The organism is Marinobacter daqiaonensis (genome assembly GCF_900115285.1).
Lineage (GTDB): Bacteria > Pseudomonadota > Gammaproteobacteria > Pseudomonadales > Oleiphilaceae > Marinobacter > Marinobacter daqiaonensis.
Map to the genome: position 1 here is coordinate 1089616 of NZ_FOYW01000001.1, position 20355 is coordinate 1109970.

At 55.5% G+C, this 20355-nt stretch carries 18 protein-coding genes; 3 read left to right on the plus strand and 15 right to left on the minus strand.

What is annotated here, in order from left to right:
- Positions 1 to 134: 134 nt before the first annotated feature.
- Positions 135 to 1163, plus strand: coding sequence for a 2,3,4,5-tetrahydropyridine-2,6-dicarboxylate N-succinyltransferase (dapD, locus tag BM346_RS04990; protein WP_092009424.1), 1029 nt, complete (start codon positions 135 to 137; stop codon positions 1161 to 1163).
- 262 nt (positions 1164 to 1425) lie between these two features.
- A complete protein-coding gene (gene dapE / locus BM346_RS04995; protein WP_092009426.1) occupies positions 1426 to 2556 on the plus strand; it encodes a succinyl-diaminopimelate desuccinylase in 1131 nt (376 codons plus the stop codon).
- 648 nt (positions 2557 to 3204) lie between these two features.
- Here dapE and BM346_RS18365 read toward each other — a convergent pair.
- Positions 3205 to 3759, minus strand: a complete 555-nt coding sequence (locus BM346_RS18365; protein WP_092009428.1) for a cold-shock protein — start codon at positions 3757 to 3759, stop codon at positions 3205 to 3207.
- A 142-nt stretch (positions 3760 to 3901) separates the two neighbouring features.
- Here BM346_RS18365 and BM346_RS05005 point away from each other — a divergent pair, with 142 nt between their 5' ends.
- Positions 3902 to 4138: a SlyX family protein gene (locus tag BM346_RS05005; protein ID WP_092009430.1), complete on the plus strand. Its 237-nt coding sequence runs from the start codon at positions 3902 to 3904 to the stop codon at positions 4136 to 4138.
- 47 nt (positions 4139 to 4185) lie between these two features.
- On the opposite strand, the gene BM346_RS05010 is transcribed toward BM346_RS05005, so the two are convergent.
- From BM346_RS05010 to BM346_RS17890, 14 genes are all read right to left on the minus strand, one after another.
- Entirely contained in the window at positions 4186 to 4569 is a 384-nt protein-coding gene (locus BM346_RS05010) for a hypothetical protein (RefSeq protein WP_092009432.1), read from the minus strand.
- On the minus strand, positions 4541 to 5530 hold the full coding sequence (locus BM346_RS05015; protein ID WP_092009435.1) for a hypothetical protein: 990 nt from the start codon (positions 5528 to 5530) through the stop codon (positions 4541 to 4543). The genes BM346_RS05010 and BM346_RS05015 overlap by 29 nt, the downstream gene beginning before the upstream one ends.
- 194 nt (positions 5531 to 5724) lie before the next feature.
- Positions 5725 to 7131, minus strand: a complete 1407-nt coding sequence (locus tag BM346_RS05020) for a mannose-1-phosphate guanylyltransferase/mannose-6-phosphate isomerase (protein WP_092009437.1) — start codon at positions 7129 to 7131, stop codon at positions 5725 to 5727.
- 169 nt (positions 7132 to 7300) lie between these two features.
- Positions 7301 to 7666 carry a histone-like nucleoid-structuring protein, MvaT/MvaU family gene (locus BM346_RS05025; protein ID WP_092009439.1) on the minus strand — a complete coding sequence of 122 codons (366 nt, stop codon included), beginning with the start codon at positions 7664 to 7666 and terminating at the stop codon, positions 7301 to 7303.
- 143 nt (positions 7667 to 7809) lie between these two features.
- On the minus strand, positions 7810 to 9240 hold the full coding sequence (locus tag BM346_RS05030) for an MBL fold metallo-hydrolase RNA specificity domain-containing protein (RefSeq protein ID WP_092009441.1): 1431 nt from the start codon (positions 9238 to 9240) through the stop codon (positions 7810 to 7812).
- A 406-nt stretch (positions 9241 to 9646) separates the two neighbouring features.
- Positions 9647 to 10351, minus strand: a complete 705-nt coding sequence (locus BM346_RS05035) for a phosphoadenylyl-sulfate reductase (protein WP_092009442.1) — start codon at positions 10349 to 10351, stop codon at positions 9647 to 9649.
- A gap of 161 nt (positions 10352 to 10512) precedes the next feature.
- Positions 10513 to 12279, minus strand: a complete 1767-nt coding sequence (locus tag BM346_RS05040) for an SLC13 family permease (protein WP_092013326.1) — start codon at positions 12277 to 12279, stop codon at positions 10513 to 10515.
- A 133-nt stretch (positions 12280 to 12412) separates the two neighbouring features.
- On the minus strand, positions 12413 to 13027 hold the full coding sequence (cysC, locus tag BM346_RS05045) for an adenylyl-sulfate kinase (RefSeq protein ID WP_092009444.1): 615 nt from the start codon (positions 13025 to 13027) through the stop codon (positions 12413 to 12415).
- Between the two features lie 197 nt (positions 13028 to 13224).
- On the minus strand, positions 13225 to 14292 hold the full coding sequence (wecA, locus tag BM346_RS05050) for a UDP-N-acetylglucosamine--undecaprenyl-phosphate N-acetylglucosaminephosphotransferase (RefSeq protein ID WP_227662893.1): 1068 nt from the start codon (positions 14290 to 14292) through the stop codon (positions 13225 to 13227).
- Between the two features lie 272 nt (positions 14293 to 14564).
- Positions 14565 to 16172 carry a phosphoglucomutase (alpha-D-glucose-1,6-bisphosphate-dependent) gene (gene pgm / locus BM346_RS05055; RefSeq protein ID WP_265013563.1) on the minus strand — a complete coding sequence of 536 codons (1608 nt, stop codon included), beginning with the start codon at positions 16170 to 16172 and terminating at the stop codon, positions 14565 to 14567.
- 167 nt (positions 16173 to 16339) lie between these two features.
- Positions 16340 to 17458, minus strand: coding sequence for a DUF1972 domain-containing protein (locus BM346_RS05060; protein WP_092009448.1), 1119 nt, complete (start codon positions 17456 to 17458; stop codon positions 16340 to 16342).
- A 50-nt stretch (positions 17459 to 17508) separates the two neighbouring features.
- A complete protein-coding gene (locus BM346_RS18035; RefSeq protein WP_167812639.1) occupies positions 17509 to 17676 on the minus strand; it encodes a hypothetical protein in 168 nt (55 codons plus the stop codon).
- A gap of 196 nt (positions 17677 to 17872) precedes the next feature.
- Positions 17873 to 18706, minus strand: coding sequence for a glycosyltransferase family 2 protein (locus BM346_RS05065; protein WP_092009450.1), 834 nt, complete (start codon positions 18704 to 18706; stop codon positions 17873 to 17875).
- Positions 18693 to 19772 (minus strand): hypothetical protein, encoded by a 1080-nt coding sequence (locus BM346_RS17890; protein ID WP_139229905.1) that lies wholly within the window; start codon positions 19770 to 19772, stop codon positions 18693 to 18695. The genes BM346_RS05065 and BM346_RS17890 overlap by 14 nt, the downstream gene beginning before the upstream one ends.
- Between the last annotated feature and the right edge of the window lie 583 nt (positions 19773 to 20355).

The following is a 20355-nucleotide window of genomic DNA, read 5'->3' on the forward strand; positions in this document are numbered from 1 at the left end:
ACTGTAGGGCTGGCCTGCCAGCGAAGAAGCCAGCACCATCGCCAGCAGGCTGGCTCCTACAGTAAGCGGTTGCCACGATCTTGAAAACGAGGCCCCTGACAGGCCAGAGAAACATTTTGAAACAGGAGCAGCAGATGAGTTTTGCATTCGGAATTGGCATCGGTACCCAGAACCAGAAAAGCGAGTGGCTGGAGGTGTTCTATCAGCAGCCGGTGCTGATGCCCGACCGCGACCTGATCGAGATCGCCGGTAACACGTTGGGTTACAAGGGTGGTAACCAGGCCATCGAAGCCTCGGCCGAGCAGCTGCGGGCCTTTGCCGACGCCCTTGGTTCGACAGCCCACACCGCCCAGGCCGAGCTGGCCCGCAGGGCGGCGGTAAGCCAGCGGCCAGTGGCTGTGACCATTCTTGAGACCGACGACTCCGCGATCACCACGCCGGAGGTCTACCTCAAGCTGCACCTGCTGTCCCATCGACTGGTCAAGCCCCACGGCATCAAGCTCGATGGCATCTTCGGACTGCTGCCCAACCTGGCGTGGACCAATGAGGGCGCCATCGACCTGAACGAGCTCCCCGAGCGCCAGCTGCAGGCACGTCTGGCCGGCCATACCCTGGAAGTGAAGTCCGTGGACAAGTTCCCCCAGATGACCGACTACGTGGTGCCCAAGGGTGTGCGTATCGCCGATACGGCCCGTGTTCGTCTCGGCGCCTACGTCGGTGAGGGAACCACCGTCATGCACGAAGGCTTCATCAACTTCAACGCCGGCACTGAAGGCACCAGCATGATCGAAGGCCGCGTTTCCGCCGGCGTCATGATCGGCAAGGGCTCCGACCTGGGTGGCAGCAGCTCCACCATGGGCACCCTTTCCGGCGGTGGCAACATCATCATCTCCGTGGGCGAGAACTGCCTGCTGGGCGCCAACGCGGGCATCGGCATCCCCCTGGGCGACCGCTGCACCGTCGAAGCCGGCCTCTACATCACCGCCGGCACCAAGGTTGCCCTGCTGGACGACCAGAACCAGCTGGTGGAAGTGATCAAGGCCCGGGACCTGGCCGGCAAGACCGACCTCCTGTTCCGCCGCAACAGCCAGAACGGCGCGGTTGAGTGCAAGACCAACAAGACCGCTATCGAACTGAACGAGCAGCTGCACGCCAATAACTGACTGTTTGCCGCGGAATCCGCGGAACGCGCGGAAAGAAAAGATAAAGACGATCTAGCCACGGAAACCACGGAAGGACACGGAAAAGGACAAAGAAAAAGCTGAAGAAAAGAGAACCCGGCTGCGGGTATCTTCAGTGTTCGAGGGTTACCCGCAACCCATTTTTTCTTTTTTGTTTTCCTTCCGTGTCCTTCCGTGGTTTCCGTGGCTAATCAGTCTTTTTTCCGCGTCCTTCCGCGGTTTCCGCGGCAAAAAAGAGGCCCCTATGACACTCTCCCCCACTCTCGAACTCGCCATGGACCTGATTCGCCGGCGGTCGGTAACCCCTGATGATGCCGGCTGTCAGGAACTGATGATGTCCCGCCTGGCGCCGCTGGGATTTGCCGGTGAGAACCTGCGATTTGGCGATACCGACAATCTCTGGGCCCGCAAGGGCAAGGACGGGCCGGTGCTGGCGTTTGCCGGGCACACCGATGTGGTGCCGACGGGGCCTGAGAAGAACTGGGCCTATGCACCTTTTGATCCGGTAATCCGGGACGGCTATCTGTATGGCCGTGGCGCGGCGGACATGAAGGGTAGCCTGGCCGCATTTGTCACCGCCTGCGAGCGATTCGTGGAGAAATACCCGGAGCACCGGGGCTCCATAGCCCTTCTGATCACCAGCGACGAGGAAGGCCCGGCCCAGGACGGTACCGTGAAGGTGATCGATACCCTTGAGGCACGCAACGAGAAAATCGACTGGTGCCTGATCGGCGAGCCTTCCAGCACCCACGAGGTGGGCGATATCATCAAGAACGGTCGCCGGGGCTCACTGCACGGCTACCTGACCGTACACGGGGTACAGGGCCATGTGGCCTATCCCCACCTGGCCGAAAACCCGGTCCACCTGGCCGCCCCGGCTCTCGACGCTCTGGCCAATGAGTTCTGGGACAACGGCAATGATTACTTTCCGCCCACCACCTTTCAGATTACGAAGATTGAGGCCGGCACCGGCAGCAATGTGATTCCGGGAGAACTGCTGGTGCACTTCAACTTCCGCTACTGCACGGAAAACACCGCGGAAAGCCTGGAAGAACGCGTGGTGGCCATCCTCGAACGCCACAAGCTGAAGTATGACCTGCAATGGCACCTGAGCGGCCGCCCCTTCCTGACCGACCGTGGCGCCCTGGTCACCGCCAGCCAGAACGCCATCCGCCGGATCACCGGCCGCGAAACGGAACTGTCCACCTCCGGCGGCACCTCGGACGGCCGCTTCATCGCCCCCACGGGCGCCCAGGTCGTGGAACTCGGGCCCTTGAACGCCACCATCCACAAAGTGGACGAATGCGTAAAGGCCGAGGATTTGGATACCCTGTCCGCGATCTACGAAGAGGTGTTGGTGGAGTTGCTGGCCTGAATACAGGAGCTGGCCAGCCAGCGAAGCGGGTTCCACCATCGCCAGCAGGCTGGCTCCTACAGAGGATCGGGGCTTGCGCAGACTGTAGGAGCTGGCCTGCCAGCGAGGAGGGCTCCACCATCGCCAGCAGGCTGGCTCCTACAGAAGACCGGGGCTTGTGCCGACTGTAGGAGCTGGCCTGCCAGCGAAGCAGGTTCCACCATCGCCAGCAGGCTGGCTCCTACAGAAGAGCGGGGGTTGCACAGACTGTAGGAGCTGGCCTGCCAGCGAGGAGGGCTCCACCATCGCCAGCAGGCTGGCTCCTACAGAAGATCGGGGCTTGCACAGACTGTAGGAGCTGGCCTGCCAGCGAAGCGGGTTCCACCATCGCCAGCAGGCTGGCTCCTACTGAAGACCGGGGGTTACGCAGGCTGTAGGAGCTGGCCTGCCAGCGAAGCAGGTTCCACCATCGCCAGCAGGCTGGCTCCTACAGAGGATCGGGGCTTGCGAAGACTGTAGGAGCTGGCCTGCCAGCGAAGCGGGTTCCACCATCGCCAGCAGGCTGGCTCCTACAGAAGATCGGGGGTTGCACAGGCTGTAGGAGCTGGCCTGCCAGCGAAGCAGGTTTCGCCATCGCCAGCAGGCTGGCTCCTACAGTCTGTTCGAGGCTTAATCGAGGGTAGAGACGTTATCCGCCTGCAGGCCCTTGGAGGCTTCTACCACGTCGAAGCGCACGGTCTGGCCCTGGCGCAGTACCCGGCGGCCGCGGCCGCGGATGGCGCGGAAGTGGACGAAGACCTCGTCGCCACTGTCGCGAACGATGAAACCGAAGCCCTTCTTGACGTTGAACCACTTCACCGTGCCTTCCTCGGCACCTTCGGGACCGTAGTCCTCGTCGTCTTCCTCATCCGTTTCGGTCGAGGCGGCGCTCCGGGTCCGGTCGTTGCTGCTGTACTGCTGACGGCTGGAAGTCCGGGGCTGGCGCTCGCTGACAAGCACTGTCAGCACGCCCACAAGGACGAACAGGATAAAGGTGATGATATAGGCCGCAATGGCTGAAGGCTCTCCGAGAATCTGCAGGCTGCCGGTACCCTCACCGGTCATTGAAAGATAAAGCACCTGGAAAAAGGCGGGCGTGGCGTTGACGAGAATGAACCCCAGAATCAGAGGGGCGAGCACCGCAACCAGAACCGCTGAAAGGATTGTTCTAACTGGATTACGCATGGACAAAACAGGCTCCGTAAATAGGATAGATAAAAGTTGACTGACCATTATTCGCCGGACACGTGTCTGAACCTGACATCCCGGCAAATAAAGCGGGCATAATAGCAGATTCACCACAAACCTGACCAAAGCGTTGCACACAATGGCGAATACAGACACAAACGCGACAGAAAAACTCGTCGCCCGAATGGATGAACTGGAGACCCGGCTGGCCTTTCAGGACGAACTGATCCACACCCTCTCGGATCAGGTCGCACAGCAGGAACTGGACATCCGGGCGCTCTGGGAAGCGAAGCAGCATCTGAAGAAGCAGTTATCGGAAATGAGCCCGTCCAATATCAGGCCGGAAGAGGAAGAGTCGCCCCCACCCCACTACTGAACACAGGCCAGTGAGTCACCGGGACGGGGCGTCAGTGTCCCGCCTGGCTAATTCCACACCACCAGCTGTTCGCCCCGCTCATCCAGGCGCCACCACTTTTCATCCTGGACCGGGTCGCCCTCCTGCCATTCGCCCTGGCTGCAGCGGATTTCGGTTTCCAGGGCCCGCCAGGCACTGCGGGCGCAGGCCAGGTCGGAATCCCATGGCAGGCGTTCGCCCTCCAGAACCACTGAGCTGAAGCGCTTGCCAAAAGCCTCTGCGTAGACGCTGATGCGAATCAGGCTATCGCTGTAACGGCCCTCTGCCTTGAAAAGGCCCGGCTTGTTACCGAAGGGCGTTGGGGGCACCAGGATCTGGTCCAGATTGGCTTCGAGCCACATGGCCAGACGAACGGGGTCAAGGTCACGAACGTAGATTTCCAGATCCTGCACTGCGGGCGCCTCCGGCGACATCTGATGGAACATGCAAGTCGGGATGATCGCTGGTCCCGGTGAGGGATTCAAGCTCCGCCCGCAGATCCTCCGGTAAAACCTGGAGCAGGGTGCCCCGGCTCTGACGCTCGAGCCAGTCGATTTCAGCAGCGGTGAGTTCCAGGGAAAGAATCCCCTGCTCCCGCTCCAGCTGCTCAAAGGGCTCACCCCGTTCGCGATTCGCCTCAATGCGACGTTCGAGGGTGGTCAGTTCGTCCCGCAGTCGCCGGCACTCCCGGGGACCCTCCTCGGCCACCACGGCAACCCTGGCCGCTGCACGCTCCAGCCACTCCACCACCTGCCCGGGCGTGGCCCGGTAACGGAGACCTGACACCGCAAAGGCCATGGCCTCATCGCTGATCTCAACCTTCCAGCGGGCCTCGATCATGGGACGATGGGCGACCAGGATCGCCTGGTTCTGGGCACGGCTGCTGGCAGGGAGTTCATGACGCATCAGCGACCGACCCGTTACCCGCTCCAGGCGCCGGGCCGCCACCTGATCCTCTTCAGCCTCAGGGCTGAGCAGAAGGATTGGCCCGGGATGGCCGGGCACGATATGCCTTGCGGCATGGGACGGTTCCGCCAGCAGGCCCATCAGCTCCGACGGAGAGAGATTGTCCAGGATCAGGGCCGGTGCAGTGCCCTGGATATAGTCGGAATAGCCCGCCATGTCTTCCCGTACAGAATGGACCTCAGCTTCGTGGCGCAGGTCCAGCAGATAGAAGTCCGTTCTCAGGGATGGCGTCAGCGCCTGCAGCCAGGCGGTCTTGCCGCATCCCCTGGCGCCGGTAATCCAGATCAACCCCCTGGGCGCGGATGCCAGGGCCACGGCAATATCATCCGCCAGGCGGTACCAGGCGTTATCGGTAATCACCACCGGGTCGGCAGTGCGACCGGATGCAGGCACTTGGCCCATTCGCATAAGGAACTCCTTTTCAACGGCAAGGAGGAATCGGAACTCCCCAATCTACCGTGTCATTCGTGCGCCTTCGCTTGCCGGCGTCACATTCCATCCTGAGTAATGTAACTCAAGTATCCGCAACGAGAAGTACGTCGCATTCAAGGTCCAGAAAACGCGAATAAAACGAGACCTTATCCAGAACGTCTCACTACAGGTTAGACCCGATTGTAGCTATCTTCAAAGCGCACGATATCATCCTCGCCCAGATAGCTGCCGGTCTGCACTTCAATCAGCTCAAGGGGAATGACACCAGGGTTGGTCAGGCGGTGGGTCACGCCCAGGGGAATGTAGGTGGACTGGTCCTCAGTCAGCAGGGTTTCCTCACCGTTGCGATGGACCCGCGCCGTACCTCTCACCACGACCCAGTGCTCCGCCCGATGGTGGTGCTTCTGAAGGGACAGTGATGCTCCCGGGTTGACGGTAATACGCTTGACCTGGAACCGCTCGCTGTTGGCGATACCTTCATAGGTGCCCCAGGGACGGTGCACCTTCTTGTGGAGCTTGTACTCAGGACGACCCTCCGCCTTGAGGCGATTGACCAGTTTCTTGACGTCCTGAACCCGGTTGCGATCGGCCACCAGCACGACGTCATCGGTTTCCACGATGACATGATCGGTAACACCGAGGGCAGCGATCAGACGCCCCTCCGAGTGAATATAGGAGCCGCTGACGTCTTCCAGAATCACGTCCCCATGGCAGGCATTGCCATGCTCATCCTGGGGCTGGATCTCCCAGAGCGTGGACCAGGAGCCAACGTCACTCCAGCCCGCATCCAGAGGCACCACTACCGCATCCCGGGTGTGCTCCATTACCGCGTAATCGATGGAGTCGTCCGGACAGGCCGCGAATGCCTCCCTGTTCACCCGGGTAAAGTCCAGGTCGCCCTCGCGCTGCTGGTAGGCCCTGCGGCAGGCTTCCAGTATGTTCGGCTGGTAGCGCTCCAGCTCCTCAAGATAACGCCGGGCTGAGAACAGGAACATGCCGCTGTTCCAGAAGTATCCCCCCTCGTCCAGATAACCCTGGGCGGTTTCCGCGTCCGGCTTCTCGACAAAGGCATCCACCGCGGACCAGCCCTTCTGCGGGCTACCGGCGCGAATGTACCCGTAACCGGTGTGGGGTGACGAGGGCACGATGCCGAAGGTGACCAGCTTGCCCTGCCCGGCCGCTTCCGACCCGGCGGCCACCGCCCTGGCGAAAGCCTTTTCGTCCTTCAGCACCTGATCGGAGGGCATCACCAGCATCAGCTCATCCGGGTCCCGCTCGGCCATCGCCAGGGCGGCAAGGGCAATGGCCGGAGCGGTATTACGCCCCACCGGCTCCAGTATGATGCCCTCGGTCCGGCCCGGCGCCAGGCGCTGCAGGTTCGCCGCCACCACAAAGCGATGCTCCTCGTTGGTAATGGCCAGCACCCGGATATCGTCACCCAGCTTCAGGCCCCGGGTCACGGTATCCGCCAGTAACGACTCCTCGGAAACAACGGGAATGAACTGTTTGGGATAGGCTTCACGGGAAAGCGGCCAGAGGCGGGTTCCGGAACCACCAGAAAGAATGATCGCAAGCATGACGTGTCCTTTTCAGCGAATCAGGGCAAGTTAACAAGTCACGCTAATGATAACAAAAGAGAGGGAGTTTCTCTGCGACAAGGAGGGATTTGAGGAATAAAATCACTTAAAAAACGGACAGGAAACAATAACCCGGGCGCGCTGAAAGCGCCCGGGTGGGTCTCGCAGCTTAGTTTTGCTGCCAGCTCTGTACAGCTTCCTTACCGTACTTGTCGCGCCACTCATTCAGTGTCTTGTGGTTGCCACCACGGGTCTTGACCACTTCACCGGTGTGTGGATTCTTGTAGGTCTTCAAAGGACGCTTGGCACGGGTACCAGTGGTATCGGACTTGCCACCGGAGACAGACGGGTCGATGGCACTCAGGATCTGGAGAACGTCCTTGGGGGCCTTATTGTGCTCGTCCATCAGCGCCTTGATCTTGTTTTCAAACTCAAGATCACTCTTCAGCGTCTGGTCCTGTTCCATCTTGCTCAGTTCTTCGGAAAGCTTTTCGAGGAGCTGTTTCTTCTGGTAGTAATCGTTGATATTCGCCATGAGCTAAACCTTTTAAGCTGTAAATATTCTAATGTATGGTAACCCTTCGCTCCATGAAACCACCCGCATAATAAAATAACGCCCATCGTTTTAAAAGTATTCAGCGGGCATTGCCCATGAAGAAAAAATAATAAATGGCACCATCAGCAAGGAATGACAACATTCCCATAGCCCTTTTCCTGCAATAAATTGTAAAACCGTTGTTTGACGTCAGTATCACCATGGACAATGCGGATTTCTTGTGGAGCCACCGGAATACCATCAATAAACCGGCATAAATCCGCCTGATCCGCATGGGCGGAATACCCCGATATCTTATGAATGGCGGCCCGGATGGTATAGCGCTCTCCATCCAGTTCCACCCAGCCCTGGCGGGGGCCATAGGTTAATATATCCCTACCCGGCGTGCCCGCTGCCTGATACCCCACAAACAACACGTCATTCCGTTCATCGCCGAGCATACGCTTGAGGTAATTGACGATTCGTCCTCCGGCACACATGCCGGACCCCGCCAGGACAATGCAGGGCCGACCGGACCGTGCCAGATAATCCACCGCCCGCAAATGGTCCTCGTGGTCGTTGATAACCGTCAGCTGTTCGAAGGAAAGCGGATGACGGCCGGCATTTACCCGGGCCATTGCCTCTTCATCCCAGAAAGGTTTCAGGTCACGGTATATGCGGGTGAACTCCGCAGCCAGGGGCGAGTCCACAACGATCTCCAGGTCCGACCAGATCAATGACGACCGGCCGGCCGCCACAGCCGCCCGAGACGGCAACCGGTGATCGCCGTGGGCATGAATGATATCCTCCAGCTCATACAGCAGCTCCTGGGTCCGGCCGATACTGAAGGCCGGAACCAGCACCGTGCCGCCATCTTCCAGGGCATGCTCAAGTATCTGCCGCAGCCGATGACGCCTCCCTTCGCGGCCCTCGTGATGACGATCACCGTAGGTGCTCTCGATGATCAGCCGGTCCGCCCGCTCCGGGGAGGCCGGCGGTGGCAGCAATGGCGAATGCTCCGCCCCAAGATCGCCGCTGAAGACGATCCGCTCGTCTCTGCCATCCGCCCGTGTATCACACTCCACATAGGCGGAGCCGAGGATATGCCCTGCCCTTTGCAGACGCACCCTCAGGCTGAATTCGTGGCCATTCGAGCGCTCATCGAGAACGTCGTGCCACTGCCCATAAGGTACCGGCACCAGGCGGGAGCGGATCAGGGAAAGGACCTGGCCAATCAGCTTCCGGTCACGGGTGAAACCTATCCTGAGGGCGTCCTCAAGGATTTCCGGCAGCATCACGGCTGAGGGTTCAGAGCAGATAATCGGGCCTTCAAAGCCGGCGGCCAGCAGATAGGGAATCCGGCCAACATGATCGATGTGGACGTGGGTGACCACAAGCGCCCGGATATGATCAACAGGAAAGTCAATGGCCAGATCCCGGGCATTGGCTCCCACACCCGTGTCCTGCCCCTGGAACAGGCCGCAGTCGATCAGAATGCCGTGGGTACCAACGGTGAGTTCGTGGCAGGAGCCGGTGACGCCGGTGGTGGCGCCGTGGTGTTTGAGGTTAAGCATGGGAACATCACTCCTTGATGTCATTTCGTATTCTCTTGGGTTGGGAACCCAATACCGAGACAGGTCAATCAATTATCAGGAGACCGGCAAAGTCATCAAAAGGCAGGTTACCCTTAAATACTACCACTGGCCGGTTTTTACTGCTTTTCAAGTCTGAAAAATAAGATCGACACAGAACCACCTCTCCCTGGTTCAGATCCACTTATCATCCTCTTCAGCATCCTTCCATTCTTTAACCGACCGTACTCGTCAGGGATCCGCACCACGCCGTCCCGTATTTCAGTTTCAAACTCAATGGCGTACATATCAGAGCCCTTAAGCAAAGAATGACTGAATCATAGTACACCGCCGTGTCGGTTTTTTTCGATTGCCGGTTCATGCAGACATCATCCAAAGGCAGCGCCACTCAGACGTGCAGACCACACTCCCGCTTCAGACCAAAGAAGCGGGTTTCTTCTTCCGACATGCCTGGTGTTAAAGGCCGGGAGGTATGCCAGTCCCCCACGGAAACATAACCCTGCTCCCACAGCGGGTGATACGGCAGATCGTGCTTGACCAGGTATTTGTGGACATCACGGTTGTGCCAGTCGATCAGCGGGTAAACCTTGTAGCGACCGTCCTGACGCTGCTCGACAACCGGACGATGCTCCCGGGAGCCAGACTGCTGGCGACGAAGACCCGCGAACCAGGTACCCACGCCCAAGTCGTCCAGGGCCTGCTCCATGGGGGCCACTTTCATTATCTGATTGTATCGCTCGATACCCTCAACGCCCTGCTCCCACAGCTTGCCATGGACTGCCTCGAGCCTGGCCGGGGTCCAGTTGGAGGACACCACCTTCAGGTTCAGGTCCAGCCGCTCCCGCAGGGCTTCAACAAACTCGTAGGTCTCCCGGAACAGGTAGCCGGTATCCACCAGCAGCACCGGAATATCCGGCTGGATCCTGGTCACCAGGTGCAGCAGAACGGCAGACTGGATACCAAAGCTGGAGCTCAGCACAAACCTGCCCGGCAACTGGGACAGGCCCCACTCCACCCGCTCCTCGGCGCTGGCCGATTCGAGCCGGGAGACATCTGATGCAGAACGCTTGAGGGCCACACTGGAAACTGTCATTACCACTCCTGGTGGAAGAATTTCGACAGCACACAGGGTAAGGCCTAAACCTTAGAACGTAAACGAACAAAAAATTATGTGGTTATGCCGCAACAAAAATAGGGTCAGCCCCACTAGTGTCCCATGAAACGTTGGGACACTAGTGGGGCTGACCCTATTTTTCAGAAAGCCCAGACCAGCGGAATCAGCAGCACCGCCGTGATGCCGACAATCAGGCTCAGGGGCACGCCGATGCGGACGTAGTCCGTAAACTGGTAGCGGCCGGGGCCGTAGACCATGAGGTTGGTCTGGTAGCCCAGCGGGGTGATGAAACTGGCGGAGGCGGCGAACATGACCGCGATGGCGAAGGGAATGAAGTTCACACCGAGCTGTTCGGACACCGCCAGGGCAATGGGGAACATCAGTACCGCGGCGGCGTTGTTGGTGATGACTTCGGTAAAAGCCGTGGTGAGCAGATAGATCAGGGCCAGGGCGACCCAGGGCGAGAATGGCCCTAACTGCAGCAGGCCCCCGGCCACCCACTGGGCGGCGCCGGTGTCTGACATGGCGGTGCCCAGGGCAAACGAGGCGGCAATGACCACCAGCACCGGCAGATCGACGCTGCGGCGGGCGCGGCTGGCGGTAATGCACCCGGACAGGATCATCGCCCCCGCCGCCAGGAAAGCCGCTTCAAGGATATCCAGCAGCCCGGAAGCACTTACCGCCACCATGGCCAGCAGGATACCCAGGGCCATGGGCGCCTTGCTGAAATCCGGCGGAGTGGAATCGTTCAGGGCGCTCACCAGAAGGAAGTCACGCCGGAAACGGTACTGCTCCGCAAACTCCTGGCTGGCCTCCAGCAAGAGGGTGTCACCCATCTTGAAGCGGATATCGCCAAGCTTGCCCGGCACCCGCTTACCCTCACGGGAGACCGAAAGAATCGCCGCATTGAAGCGGGACCGGAAACGGCTGTCGCGCACCGTCTGGCCCAGGGCCGCGAATTCCGGCCCGAGCACCACTTCCACCAGACAGCGCTGATGGTTGGCCAGGTCCAGCTTGTGAACGCTGCCATTGGCAGGCTTGAGCCCCTGTATACGGCGCAGCTCGCTGGCGCACTCCGGCGCGCCCACGAAATACAGTTTGTCGCCCGCCTGCAGGGTACGGTCCGGCTCAACCGCCGTGATCAGGCGGCCCTGGCGGTCAATCTCGGTGAGGTAGCCGTAATTCAGGGCCCGCAGGCCTGCTTCGGCCACCGTACGGCCCACCAGGGGGCCGGGGCTTTCCACCTCCACCTCAACGCCGTATTCCCGGACCAGTTCCAGTTCCTCGTTCAGGCTACCGCGATCCGGCAGCAGGCGGCCGGCAAACAGCACCATGAAGCCACCACCCACCAGCAGCAGGGGAATCCCCACCCAGGCCAGCTCGAACAGCCCCAGGTGAATATCGAGACGGCTCTGGAGCAGGCCGTCTACCACCAGGTTGGTGCTGGTACCGATCAGTGTACAGGTGCCACCGAGAATGGCGGCATAACTCAGGGGAAGCAGAAGCTTGGAGGCGGGAATGTTCAGCCGCTGGGCCCAGTCCTGAACGGCGGGGATGAACATGGCAACCACAGCGGTGTTGTTCATGAAGGCCGACAGCACCCCGGTGGGTGCGATCAGCCTGGCCTGGGCCCCGGAGGCGGTTTTCGGGTGCCCCAGCATCCGCCGGGCAATCCACTGGACGGCCCCGGTTTCCTTGAGACCGGCGGCAACAACGTAAAGCGTGGCGATGGTGATGACACCGGGGTTGGCGAACCCCGTCAGGGCGGAGGCCGGGCTGAGCACCCCGAAGATAACCAGCGTTATCAGGGCGGCCATCAGGATCAGGTCCGCGGAGACCCGGGTAAAGGCCAGCGACCCAAGCACCACACCCAGCAACACAAGAGTAAAAACGGCTTCCCACGCCATGGACATCAGGCTCCTTACCCGGCCACACCATCCCTAAAAAGGCATAATCACTTATACGCTAATAACCAGAGCGCACAGTAAACCCGTAACCCGGCGGTTTTCCAAATACGGAATACGAATAAGGTAATGAAGTTCAGGGGGTTTTGCCGTTGTCGAAGATCAGACCCCGCTGCAGCAGATAACCGATCAGGTGATCAATACACTGCTCGACGCCCATAATCGAGGTATCCAGGCGGACCTCCGGACGCTCCGGGGATTCGTAAGGAGAGTCGATACCGGTGAAGTGCTTGATCTGCCCCGCCCGGGCCTTCTCGTAAAGGCCCTTCGGGTCACGCTGCTCACAGGTTTCCAGGGGGGTGTCCATGAACACCTCGATAAACTCGCCGGCGGGAAACAGGTTGCGCACCATGCGCCGGTCGCTGGTAAAGGGCGAGATAAAGGCGCTGAGCACAATCAGCCCCGCATCAGTAAACAGCTTGCTCACCTCACCAATACGGCGGATGTTCTCCACCCGGTCCGCGTCGGAAAACCCCAGATCCTTGTTCAGCCCATGACGAACATTATCGCCATCCAGCAAAAAGGTGTGGTAACCCCGCTCATGGAGGGCCACGTCCAGGGCATTGGCAATGGTGGACTTGCCGGAGCCACTCAGCCCCGTGAACCACAGCAGGCAGGGCTTCTGGTTCTTGTTATGGGCGCGCTCCGCGCGGGTGATTTTGTGCTGGTGCCAGACAATGTTGGTAGACAAAGGATCCATCCTTTCTTGCAGAGGTCGGGAATTAGATTATAAGCGGAGGAGATATAGGGGGGCAAATGAAGGAGGGTTTTTAGCTACAGAATCTGCGGAAGAAAAGAAGGGGAACCCGGAAGGAGATTTATTGCCATGTCCTCCCGGGTCGAGCTCCGTATCGGTTTACACCGACACGAAGGAAAGAACCGTTGGCATCACCTTGACATCTCGCGGGTGCGGCCACGGAAGACGACAAGCAGACGCCATGCATGCTGAAGCATCCAGTTGTAACCGGCGAAAACACCCATGAACACAGCGAACATTATCCATTCCGGGATTACCAGCCACTCACCGAACAAACCGAAACCGGCAAACAGAAGTGCTATTACTGTAATAACTACCAGTGCCTCCCTATCCGTAAACCCGGCCCGCATAAAGATATGGTGCAAGTGATCCCGATCCGCCATCATCACGGACTGCCCCTTACGCGCCCGACGGACCATGATGGCAACCATGTCCATCAAAGGCACGGCACAGAGCCACAAGGCGGTAACCGGGCGGAAAGCCTGCTCCCCAGCCTGCGTGCCGTTGACCAGCAGCCATACCACGGAAAAACCGATAAACATCGAACCGGCATCCCCCATAAAAATCTTATGGCGGAACGGTGGTAGCTTGAGATTGGCGGCCATATACGGCAACAGAGCCATGGAAATAGTCACCGCCAGCGCAAATTCCATCCCAAAGCCCGGAGCAGCTACAAACAGTAGCGCCAGTGCCAGCAGTGTCACCAGGCTCATAGACCCTGCCAACCCGTCGATTCCATCAATCATGTTGTAAGCGTTAGTGGCACCGATTACTGCCGCGATGGTAATCAATGGCCCCAGCCACCCGAGGGAAATGTCACCAAAACCGATGAGGTTTCCGAAAGTATTCAGATAGATGCCCGAGCCATAGACCAGCAAGGCCCCCAGCGACACCTGAGCCCAGAGGCGGAGACGAGCAGGAATGTCCCGGGCATCATCAATCGCCCCTAGCAATACCAACAAAGTGGCGCACAACAAGTAGATGCCAAAGCCATTGGTTAGTGGCATCGAGATCAACCAGGCCACCAGCAAACCGAAAAATGCGCTCAGCCCTCCTGTCAGCGGGATCGCCCCGCTATGAGCCTTACGATGATTTGGGGTATCCAACAGCTTGATCCTCTTAGCAAAAGGACTAAGAAGAAGCAGGGCAATGAATGCCGATATAATGGCAATCATTCCCGTGGAGCTTGCAAATTCCATGAATGTTACCTGACAGGTATGGGGTGTCGTTTTCTAATATTTGGTATCTCATCTTAGATGAGAGTGGCTAAGGTCGTTATACCTCCATTGGCTAAACTTTGAGAAAATCCACCAAAATCAGGCCTCCTTCAGCTATTAATTTTTTTAAATGTGTAGATAAACCAACCCCGCGAACGAGCGATCAAGATCACGCCATCAATGAGATAGCTCAGGTTTTTCGCCGGTAACGTCGGCTTTGACCCTATTTTCAGGTTTCTGGAGCCCATCCAGCCTCAGAGCAGCGATTCCGCCTGGGCCAACATCCGGTTGAGATGTTCCTCGTCGACGAAGCTCTCCGCGTATATCTTGCAAAGGTTCTCGGTACCACTGGGACGGGCGGCGAACCAGCCGTTGGCGGTGGTCACCTTGATGCCACCGATGGACTCGCCATTGCCGGGTGCGTTCGTGAAGCTGGCGGTGATGGGATCGCCCGCAAGCTCTGCGAACGGGATGTCTTCGGGCTTCAGGGCTTTCAGGCGTTGCTTCTGTTCCGGGGTTGCCGGGAAGTCTTTCCGCCGGTATACCGGCGCCCCATGCTCGCCGGTGAGATCGCGATAGTATTCGCTCGGGAGCTTGCCTGTTCTGGCGGTGATTTCCGCCGCCAGCAGGCAAAGGATGATGCCGTCCTTGTCGGTACTCCAGGGCTGCCCGTTCATCTTCAGGAAACTGGCGCCGGCGCTTTCCTCCCCGCCAAAGGCCAGATGCCCTTCTGACAGTCCATCGACAAACCACTTGAAGCCTACCGGTACCTCATACAATTCGCGTGCATTACCCGACACGACCCTGTCAATCAGCGACGACGATACCAGGGTTTTGCCGACCGCCAGCCGGGAAGACCAGTCCGGCCGGTGTTTGAGCAAGTAGTCTATGCACACCGCCAGATAATGGTTCGGGTTCATCAGGCCGGCGGCGTCAACAATGCCGTGGCGGTCTGCGTCCGGGTCATTGCCGAAGGCAAGATCGAAGTCGTCCCGGATCTTCAGCAGATTGGCCATGGCCGCGCTACTGGAGCAGTCCATTCGGATCTTGCCATCGTGGTCCGGCGGCATACAGGTGAATTCAGGGTCCTGGGCGCTGTTAGCAATCTTCAGCCGGACACCGTACCGCTCGGCAATAGCCTCCCAGACCGCCAGAGCCGATCCGCCCATGGGGTCCACGCCGAGGTTCAGGCCGCTGGCCGCAATCTGGGCCATATCGACCACCTCGCCCAGAGCCTCCACATACCGGCCCACGAAATCCCAGGGCTCGGCTTCCGCCCTGGCCAACCTCAGCGGTGATGTACGGCAGCCAACCAAGCCAGCCTCAAGTAATTCATTGGCACGGGCTTCGATCCAGCTGGTTACATCGGTGCTGGCCGGACCACCATCCGGCCCGTTGTACTTGATGCCGCCATCTTCCGGGGGATTGTGCGACGGCGTGATAATCAAGCCGTCAGCCAGAGCGCCGGGCTTGGCCTCGTTATGGGCAAGAATCGCCCGGGAAACCAGTGGCGTTGGTGTAAAACCCCTATCCCGATCAACCCGAACCGCAACGCCATTTCCCACCAGCACCGACAGCACGGTATCCAACGCCGGCCCGGAAAGGCCATGAGTGTCCTTGCCAACATAAACCGGCCCTCCCAGTCCCTGTCCCCTGCGCCAGTCAACCACCGCCTGGGTAATGGCCAGAATATGCCACTCGTTAAACGACCAACTCAGAGAGCTGCCCCGGTGGCCGGAGGTGCCGAAGGAGACACGCTGGTCAGGGATGGATGGCTCTGGCCTGTACTCACTGTAGCCGGTAAGGAGCTTGCTGATATTGATCATAAAAGAGTCCGATGTTGTGCCGCCGATTACGCGCAAAAAACAGTGAAAAAATGCAGCCGCGGACGGCACGGACTACCACGGTCGAAAAGACCAACAGTCAAAAGAATTTCTTTATCCTCGTCCGCAGTAGTCACTTTCATCCTTGGCTATCTTTAATCTTTTCTATAAAGCACAGCCAACAAGCCACGCAGGAATGACCTGAACTAGCCAATTCGCCACCTTTTTGAACATACCGCCTCGACTAGTTCGAAATAGGCACGGCCCACTTGATCCCAACAATAGCGACGCTGCGCAATCTCCTGCATCCTCTCGCCAATCTCGTGCAAACGAGTCATATCCACCCCCCTCACTTCCGCTACAAGCCCAGCGGCGCTTTCAAAGTAGCGGGCCTGATCCTCTGTCGTGTACCGGTTGAAGCTGCAAGCATGGGCGAAAACAGGAATGCCGAAATGCATCATTTCAACAAGAGAAGGATTCGTGCCCCCTGCAGAGTGCCCATGGATATAAGCTCGAGCGCCATCGCGGATCCAACGCAGCCGGCCGGGATCGTAGATGGGATCAACCATGTAAATATTCGCGTGATCGTGATAGTGCGCACGTAGGTCACGTCCAAAATCGCTTTTATCCCAATTACCGACGAATACCAGGTTACGCTCCGGCATGCTGGAAAAAGCTTCAAGAATCATACTTACGTTGTTCTCGGGCTCAATCCGACAAAGCGCGAGAGCATACTCTTTCGGCAGATCCAGAGATTGATCTTCAACGGGCTCGACGGCTAGGGCGTGGTCTCCTCCATAAGCAATAACCTCACAGCCAGAGCGATACCGCTCCCGCACATGCTCAGCAATAGCTGAGTTGTCTGCAATGACAACATGAGACCAACGCACAGCGACTCTTTCAGACCAACGTAAAATCATGCGCGCCAGACCGCGCCATTTCTCCCGCTTCCACTCAATGCCGTCAATGTTGGTCAGGATGCGCGCTCGCGACACCAATCGAACCAATGGCAGTGCCAGAGCGCCAGAGACGCCCAACAGCACAATCACATCATCTCTACGACGCACCGCATCCAGAAGAGAAAGGACATCGTAAGGAATCGACTGCGGGCCATTAGCGTTCAGAGGAAGGAAACGTAATTTGGCACCAAGATATTCGTGCGGACGCGATTCAAAAGCCCTAGACGAGCAGTACACGCTCAGTTCCACATCAAGATCATGTTCCTTGCGGAATCTCACTAAATTTTCTGCAAGTGTCTCAAACCCACCATAATTGCCAGGCACCCCAACTGTCCCAACGATCGAGACAGAGTATCTTGTCCACATTCGTCCACCTTAAATTGAAATTTCAAATAACACCAAAAATTATACCATTTTCAGGTACATAGATTAGTCAGATCAGAATACAATCCCCGGACTGCCTTCATCCCAAAATATCCAGCAGCGTACTGAACGAAATTAGGAAAATAATTTCTCTTCTTCTCTTCTTCTCTTCTTCTCTTCTTCTCTTCTTCTCTTCTTCTCTTCTTCTCTTCTTCGACCATTGTCCGCGCCTAACTCGTGTGCCGGTGGAAAATTTTTAACTTCCAGAAGCCACTTTTCTGAATCCGATACTTAAAGATGGCTCACCGGAAGGCTTGAAACTCTTTTCTTCCTAATCACGAGCATTAGAATCGTGATGCTGAGATGGCCCGATTTTACCGGGTAACCCCATACCTGATCAGGTGATTATGTATTTAATCATTGATCGCGGCGCCTTAATCTCTGCTTATTAAGAACTAATTTACGTATAAATATATCAAACAATGAGACATCAAAAATCCTCGACAATTTCATGTAAAGAACCATCCTCCTTTTTAAATGCCTCAACTGACCGATCATATAAAAAATATCCACAGGCTTAGCACCTTCGACATTCGAAGAGTGCTGCCTATAAAGAATAGTTGGCGTAGACAGCCAATCTATATGACCATTTTTTGCAACGTTTATAGCTAGCCAATGGTCGTATATCATGTCCAGATTAGGCATAGGAGGGCACACGTCTCTCGCTTGAGAATTTATCATTACAGTACAGCCAGTGACAACATTTTGAGCGAGGATATTTCTCCAGTTTTTTGATAACAAACTATCAAGACGTTGAAATCTCCAAAATGAAGAGGATATTTCACTTAAGTCATCAGCAACAACTAAAAGATCCGTGAAAGCAAGCAATGCAGTATCACGGCCATATTCAGCTTCCATTTCTTTAATTTTTCTTAGAGTTATATCAATCTTATCAGGACACCAAACATCATCCTGATCCGCAAACATAATATAAGGAGAGCTTGAACGCCCCAGTAATTCCGAAAAACTTAAGGCACTCCCTAAGTTACCATAAGCATCATCAAGCACACGAACCTTACCCGGATATCGCCTAGAAAACTCATCGATAATATGAACTGTAGAATCTCTTGACCCATCATCCCTAATTGTAATAATAAAGTCTTTGTAGGTCTGCTCTATAATAGAACCCAACAACTCACTAAGATACTTTTCACCGTTATAGGTTGACAACAAAATTTCAACTGTATGCATCTTTGTTTTCTTTTCTCTGTGAAAGCAAAAACTTTGAAAGTAGTACGACCATTAGGAAAAAATTAAAACCATAAGGCGAGACGAAATAGACATCCTTGAAATTTAGCAAAAATAACATAACCACAAAAAAAATTGCGATAAAACTACGAGAAATAACCGCTATCACAAAAAGAAATAAGAAATATAAAGAATAGAGAATAGCACCAACAAAGCCAGAGCTATTAATCATTCTAACAATACCCAGGTCACTTTTTACGTCACTAAACTTAATTGAGTCGCCAATCAAAAGGCGCTCTGGTAAGAAAATGTGATGGGAAACAATTCCGCTTACAGAAGAATCAATCTGACTTGAACCGGAAAAAATCCGACGTAAAAAAGAAAATGACCAATCCTTATACCATTCATAAGAGCCCCAATCTAGAAGTGTAAGGGAAAAAAAAGCGATCCCCATAATCAAAATATTTTTCATAGCTGAGAGATTGAACGTAAGCAACCTTGAAAACAAATACAATAAAACGATCACAATCCCAACCCGCCCGGAAAGAACAATCGAAGCAGCAATAATTATAATTGAAACAGAAATATACAATCTAGACTTTATAATTCTCTTAAAAGAACAATCCAAAAGCAGGCAAAGCCCAAAGGCATTTAAAGCTGACAAATATGAAAACGAATCATATGCAAACCCCGGATACCTTTGAATTGGATACGTAAACACTTTTGGATCAATATGTACAAAATTATAAAAACCGACTACATCCAGCACTCCCAAATTCAAAAAAATGACAAATACTGAATTAAACAAAATGGAATTTATAAGTATAATGTAGATTGATGCAGCACTATAATTTTTTAGGATTAATAGTACAAGAGTGTTAGCTGAAAGAAAAATTATTGGAAAATAGACCGCCAGTTCGACTACTCTAAAACTGAACACCCCCCCTTTAACAAGGCCGATCGTAAAAGTTACTGAAAGAAAAAATAAAGACAAAGAAACTGCAATCAGTTCGTATTTTTTTAAGCTAACCTTTAAAAAATAGGGAAGCAATAAAACCGAAAAAGACAACACATACACAGGCAACGGAAACCCGAAGACAATAATGTAGGGTGCAATTATACACAAAAACGTTATTATACTAATACAAGCAAAATCGATCCTAGATGCTCGCAAACCTTAATTTCCCAAATCCGACTGTTTTTTTGTAAACCTACCCTTAAATCGTTTTTTAAGATAATCTTACGAGAATAGGCCTCTACAATAGTAATCATTCTTCTCATCACATGGCAGATAACCGTCACCATTCACAAAAAAGCAACAGGTGCCCTTAAGTCACAAAGCAACAGGATTCCACCGTTTAATAAATCATCGACATTAAACAGCTTAATTCTTCGGCGCACTCAACAAAAGCTATGCAAGCGACAAACAACGCTGACTCTAACTTGGCGCCAGGCTACCTCGGAATCCAGCCTCGCCGATGTCTTTTTGCTTCCTACAAAATTTATTTTTATTCTCTTAGCTGTCGGACGCCCTGCAAGACAAACTCATTTATATTTTTTTAATCTCAAATGCTATACTAACTCACCGAACGACGAGTAACAAAGAACCGAATACAGTGATCGTTCGTTATTGCAATCATCAATAATTCTTA

Coding starts and splice junctions, on each gene's coding strand:
- BM346_RS05035 (WP_092009442.1), bottom strand. CDS start 10,351: ATGACAGTTTCCAGTGTGGCCCTCAAGCGTTCTGCATCAGATGTCTCC.
- BM346_RS18035 (WP_167812639.1), bottom strand. CDS start 17,676: ATGGTCGAAGAAGAGAAGAAGAGAAGAAGAGAAGAAGAGAAGAAGAGA.
- BM346_RS18365 (WP_092009428.1), bottom strand. CDS start 3,759: ATGCGTAATCCAGTTAGAACAATCCTTTCAGCGGTTCTGGTTGCGGTG.
- BM346_RS05065 (WP_092009450.1), bottom strand. CDS start 18,706: ATGCATACAGTTGAAATTTTGTTGTCAACCTATAACGGTGAAAAGTAT.
- dapD (WP_092009424.1), top strand. CDS start 135: ATGAGTTTTGCATTCGGAATTGGCATCGGTACCCAGAACCAGAAAAGC.
- wecA (WP_227662893.1), bottom strand. CDS start 14,292: ATGGAATTTGCAAGCTCCACGGGAATGATTGCCATTATATCGGCATTC.
- BM346_RS05025 (WP_092009439.1), bottom strand. CDS start 7,666: ATGGCGAATATCAACGATTACTACCAGAAGAAACAGCTCCTCGAAAAG.
- BM346_RS05015 (WP_092009435.1), bottom strand. CDS start 5,530: ATGCGAATGGGCCAAGTGCCTGCATCCGGTCGCACTGCCGACCCGGTG.
- BM346_RS05040 (WP_092013326.1), bottom strand. CDS start 12,279: ATGGCGTGGGAAGCCGTTTTTACTCTTGTGTTGCTGGGTGTGGTGCTT.
- BM346_RS05020 (WP_092009437.1), bottom strand. CDS start 7,131: ATGCTTGCGATCATTCTTTCTGGTGGTTCCGGAACCCGCCTCTGGCCG.
- BM346_RS05005 (WP_092009430.1), top strand. CDS start 3,902: ATGGCGAATACAGACACAAACGCGACAGAAAAACTCGTCGCCCGAATG.
- BM346_RS05030 (WP_092009441.1), bottom strand. CDS start 9,240: ATGCTTAACCTCAAACACCACGGCGCCACCACCGGCGTCACCGGCTCC.
- dapE (WP_092009426.1), top strand. CDS start 1,426: ATGACACTCTCCCCCACTCTCGAACTCGCCATGGACCTGATTCGCCGG.
- BM346_RS05060 (WP_092009448.1), bottom strand. CDS start 17,458: ATGTGGACAAGATACTCTGTCTCGATCGTTGGGACAGTTGGGGTGCCT.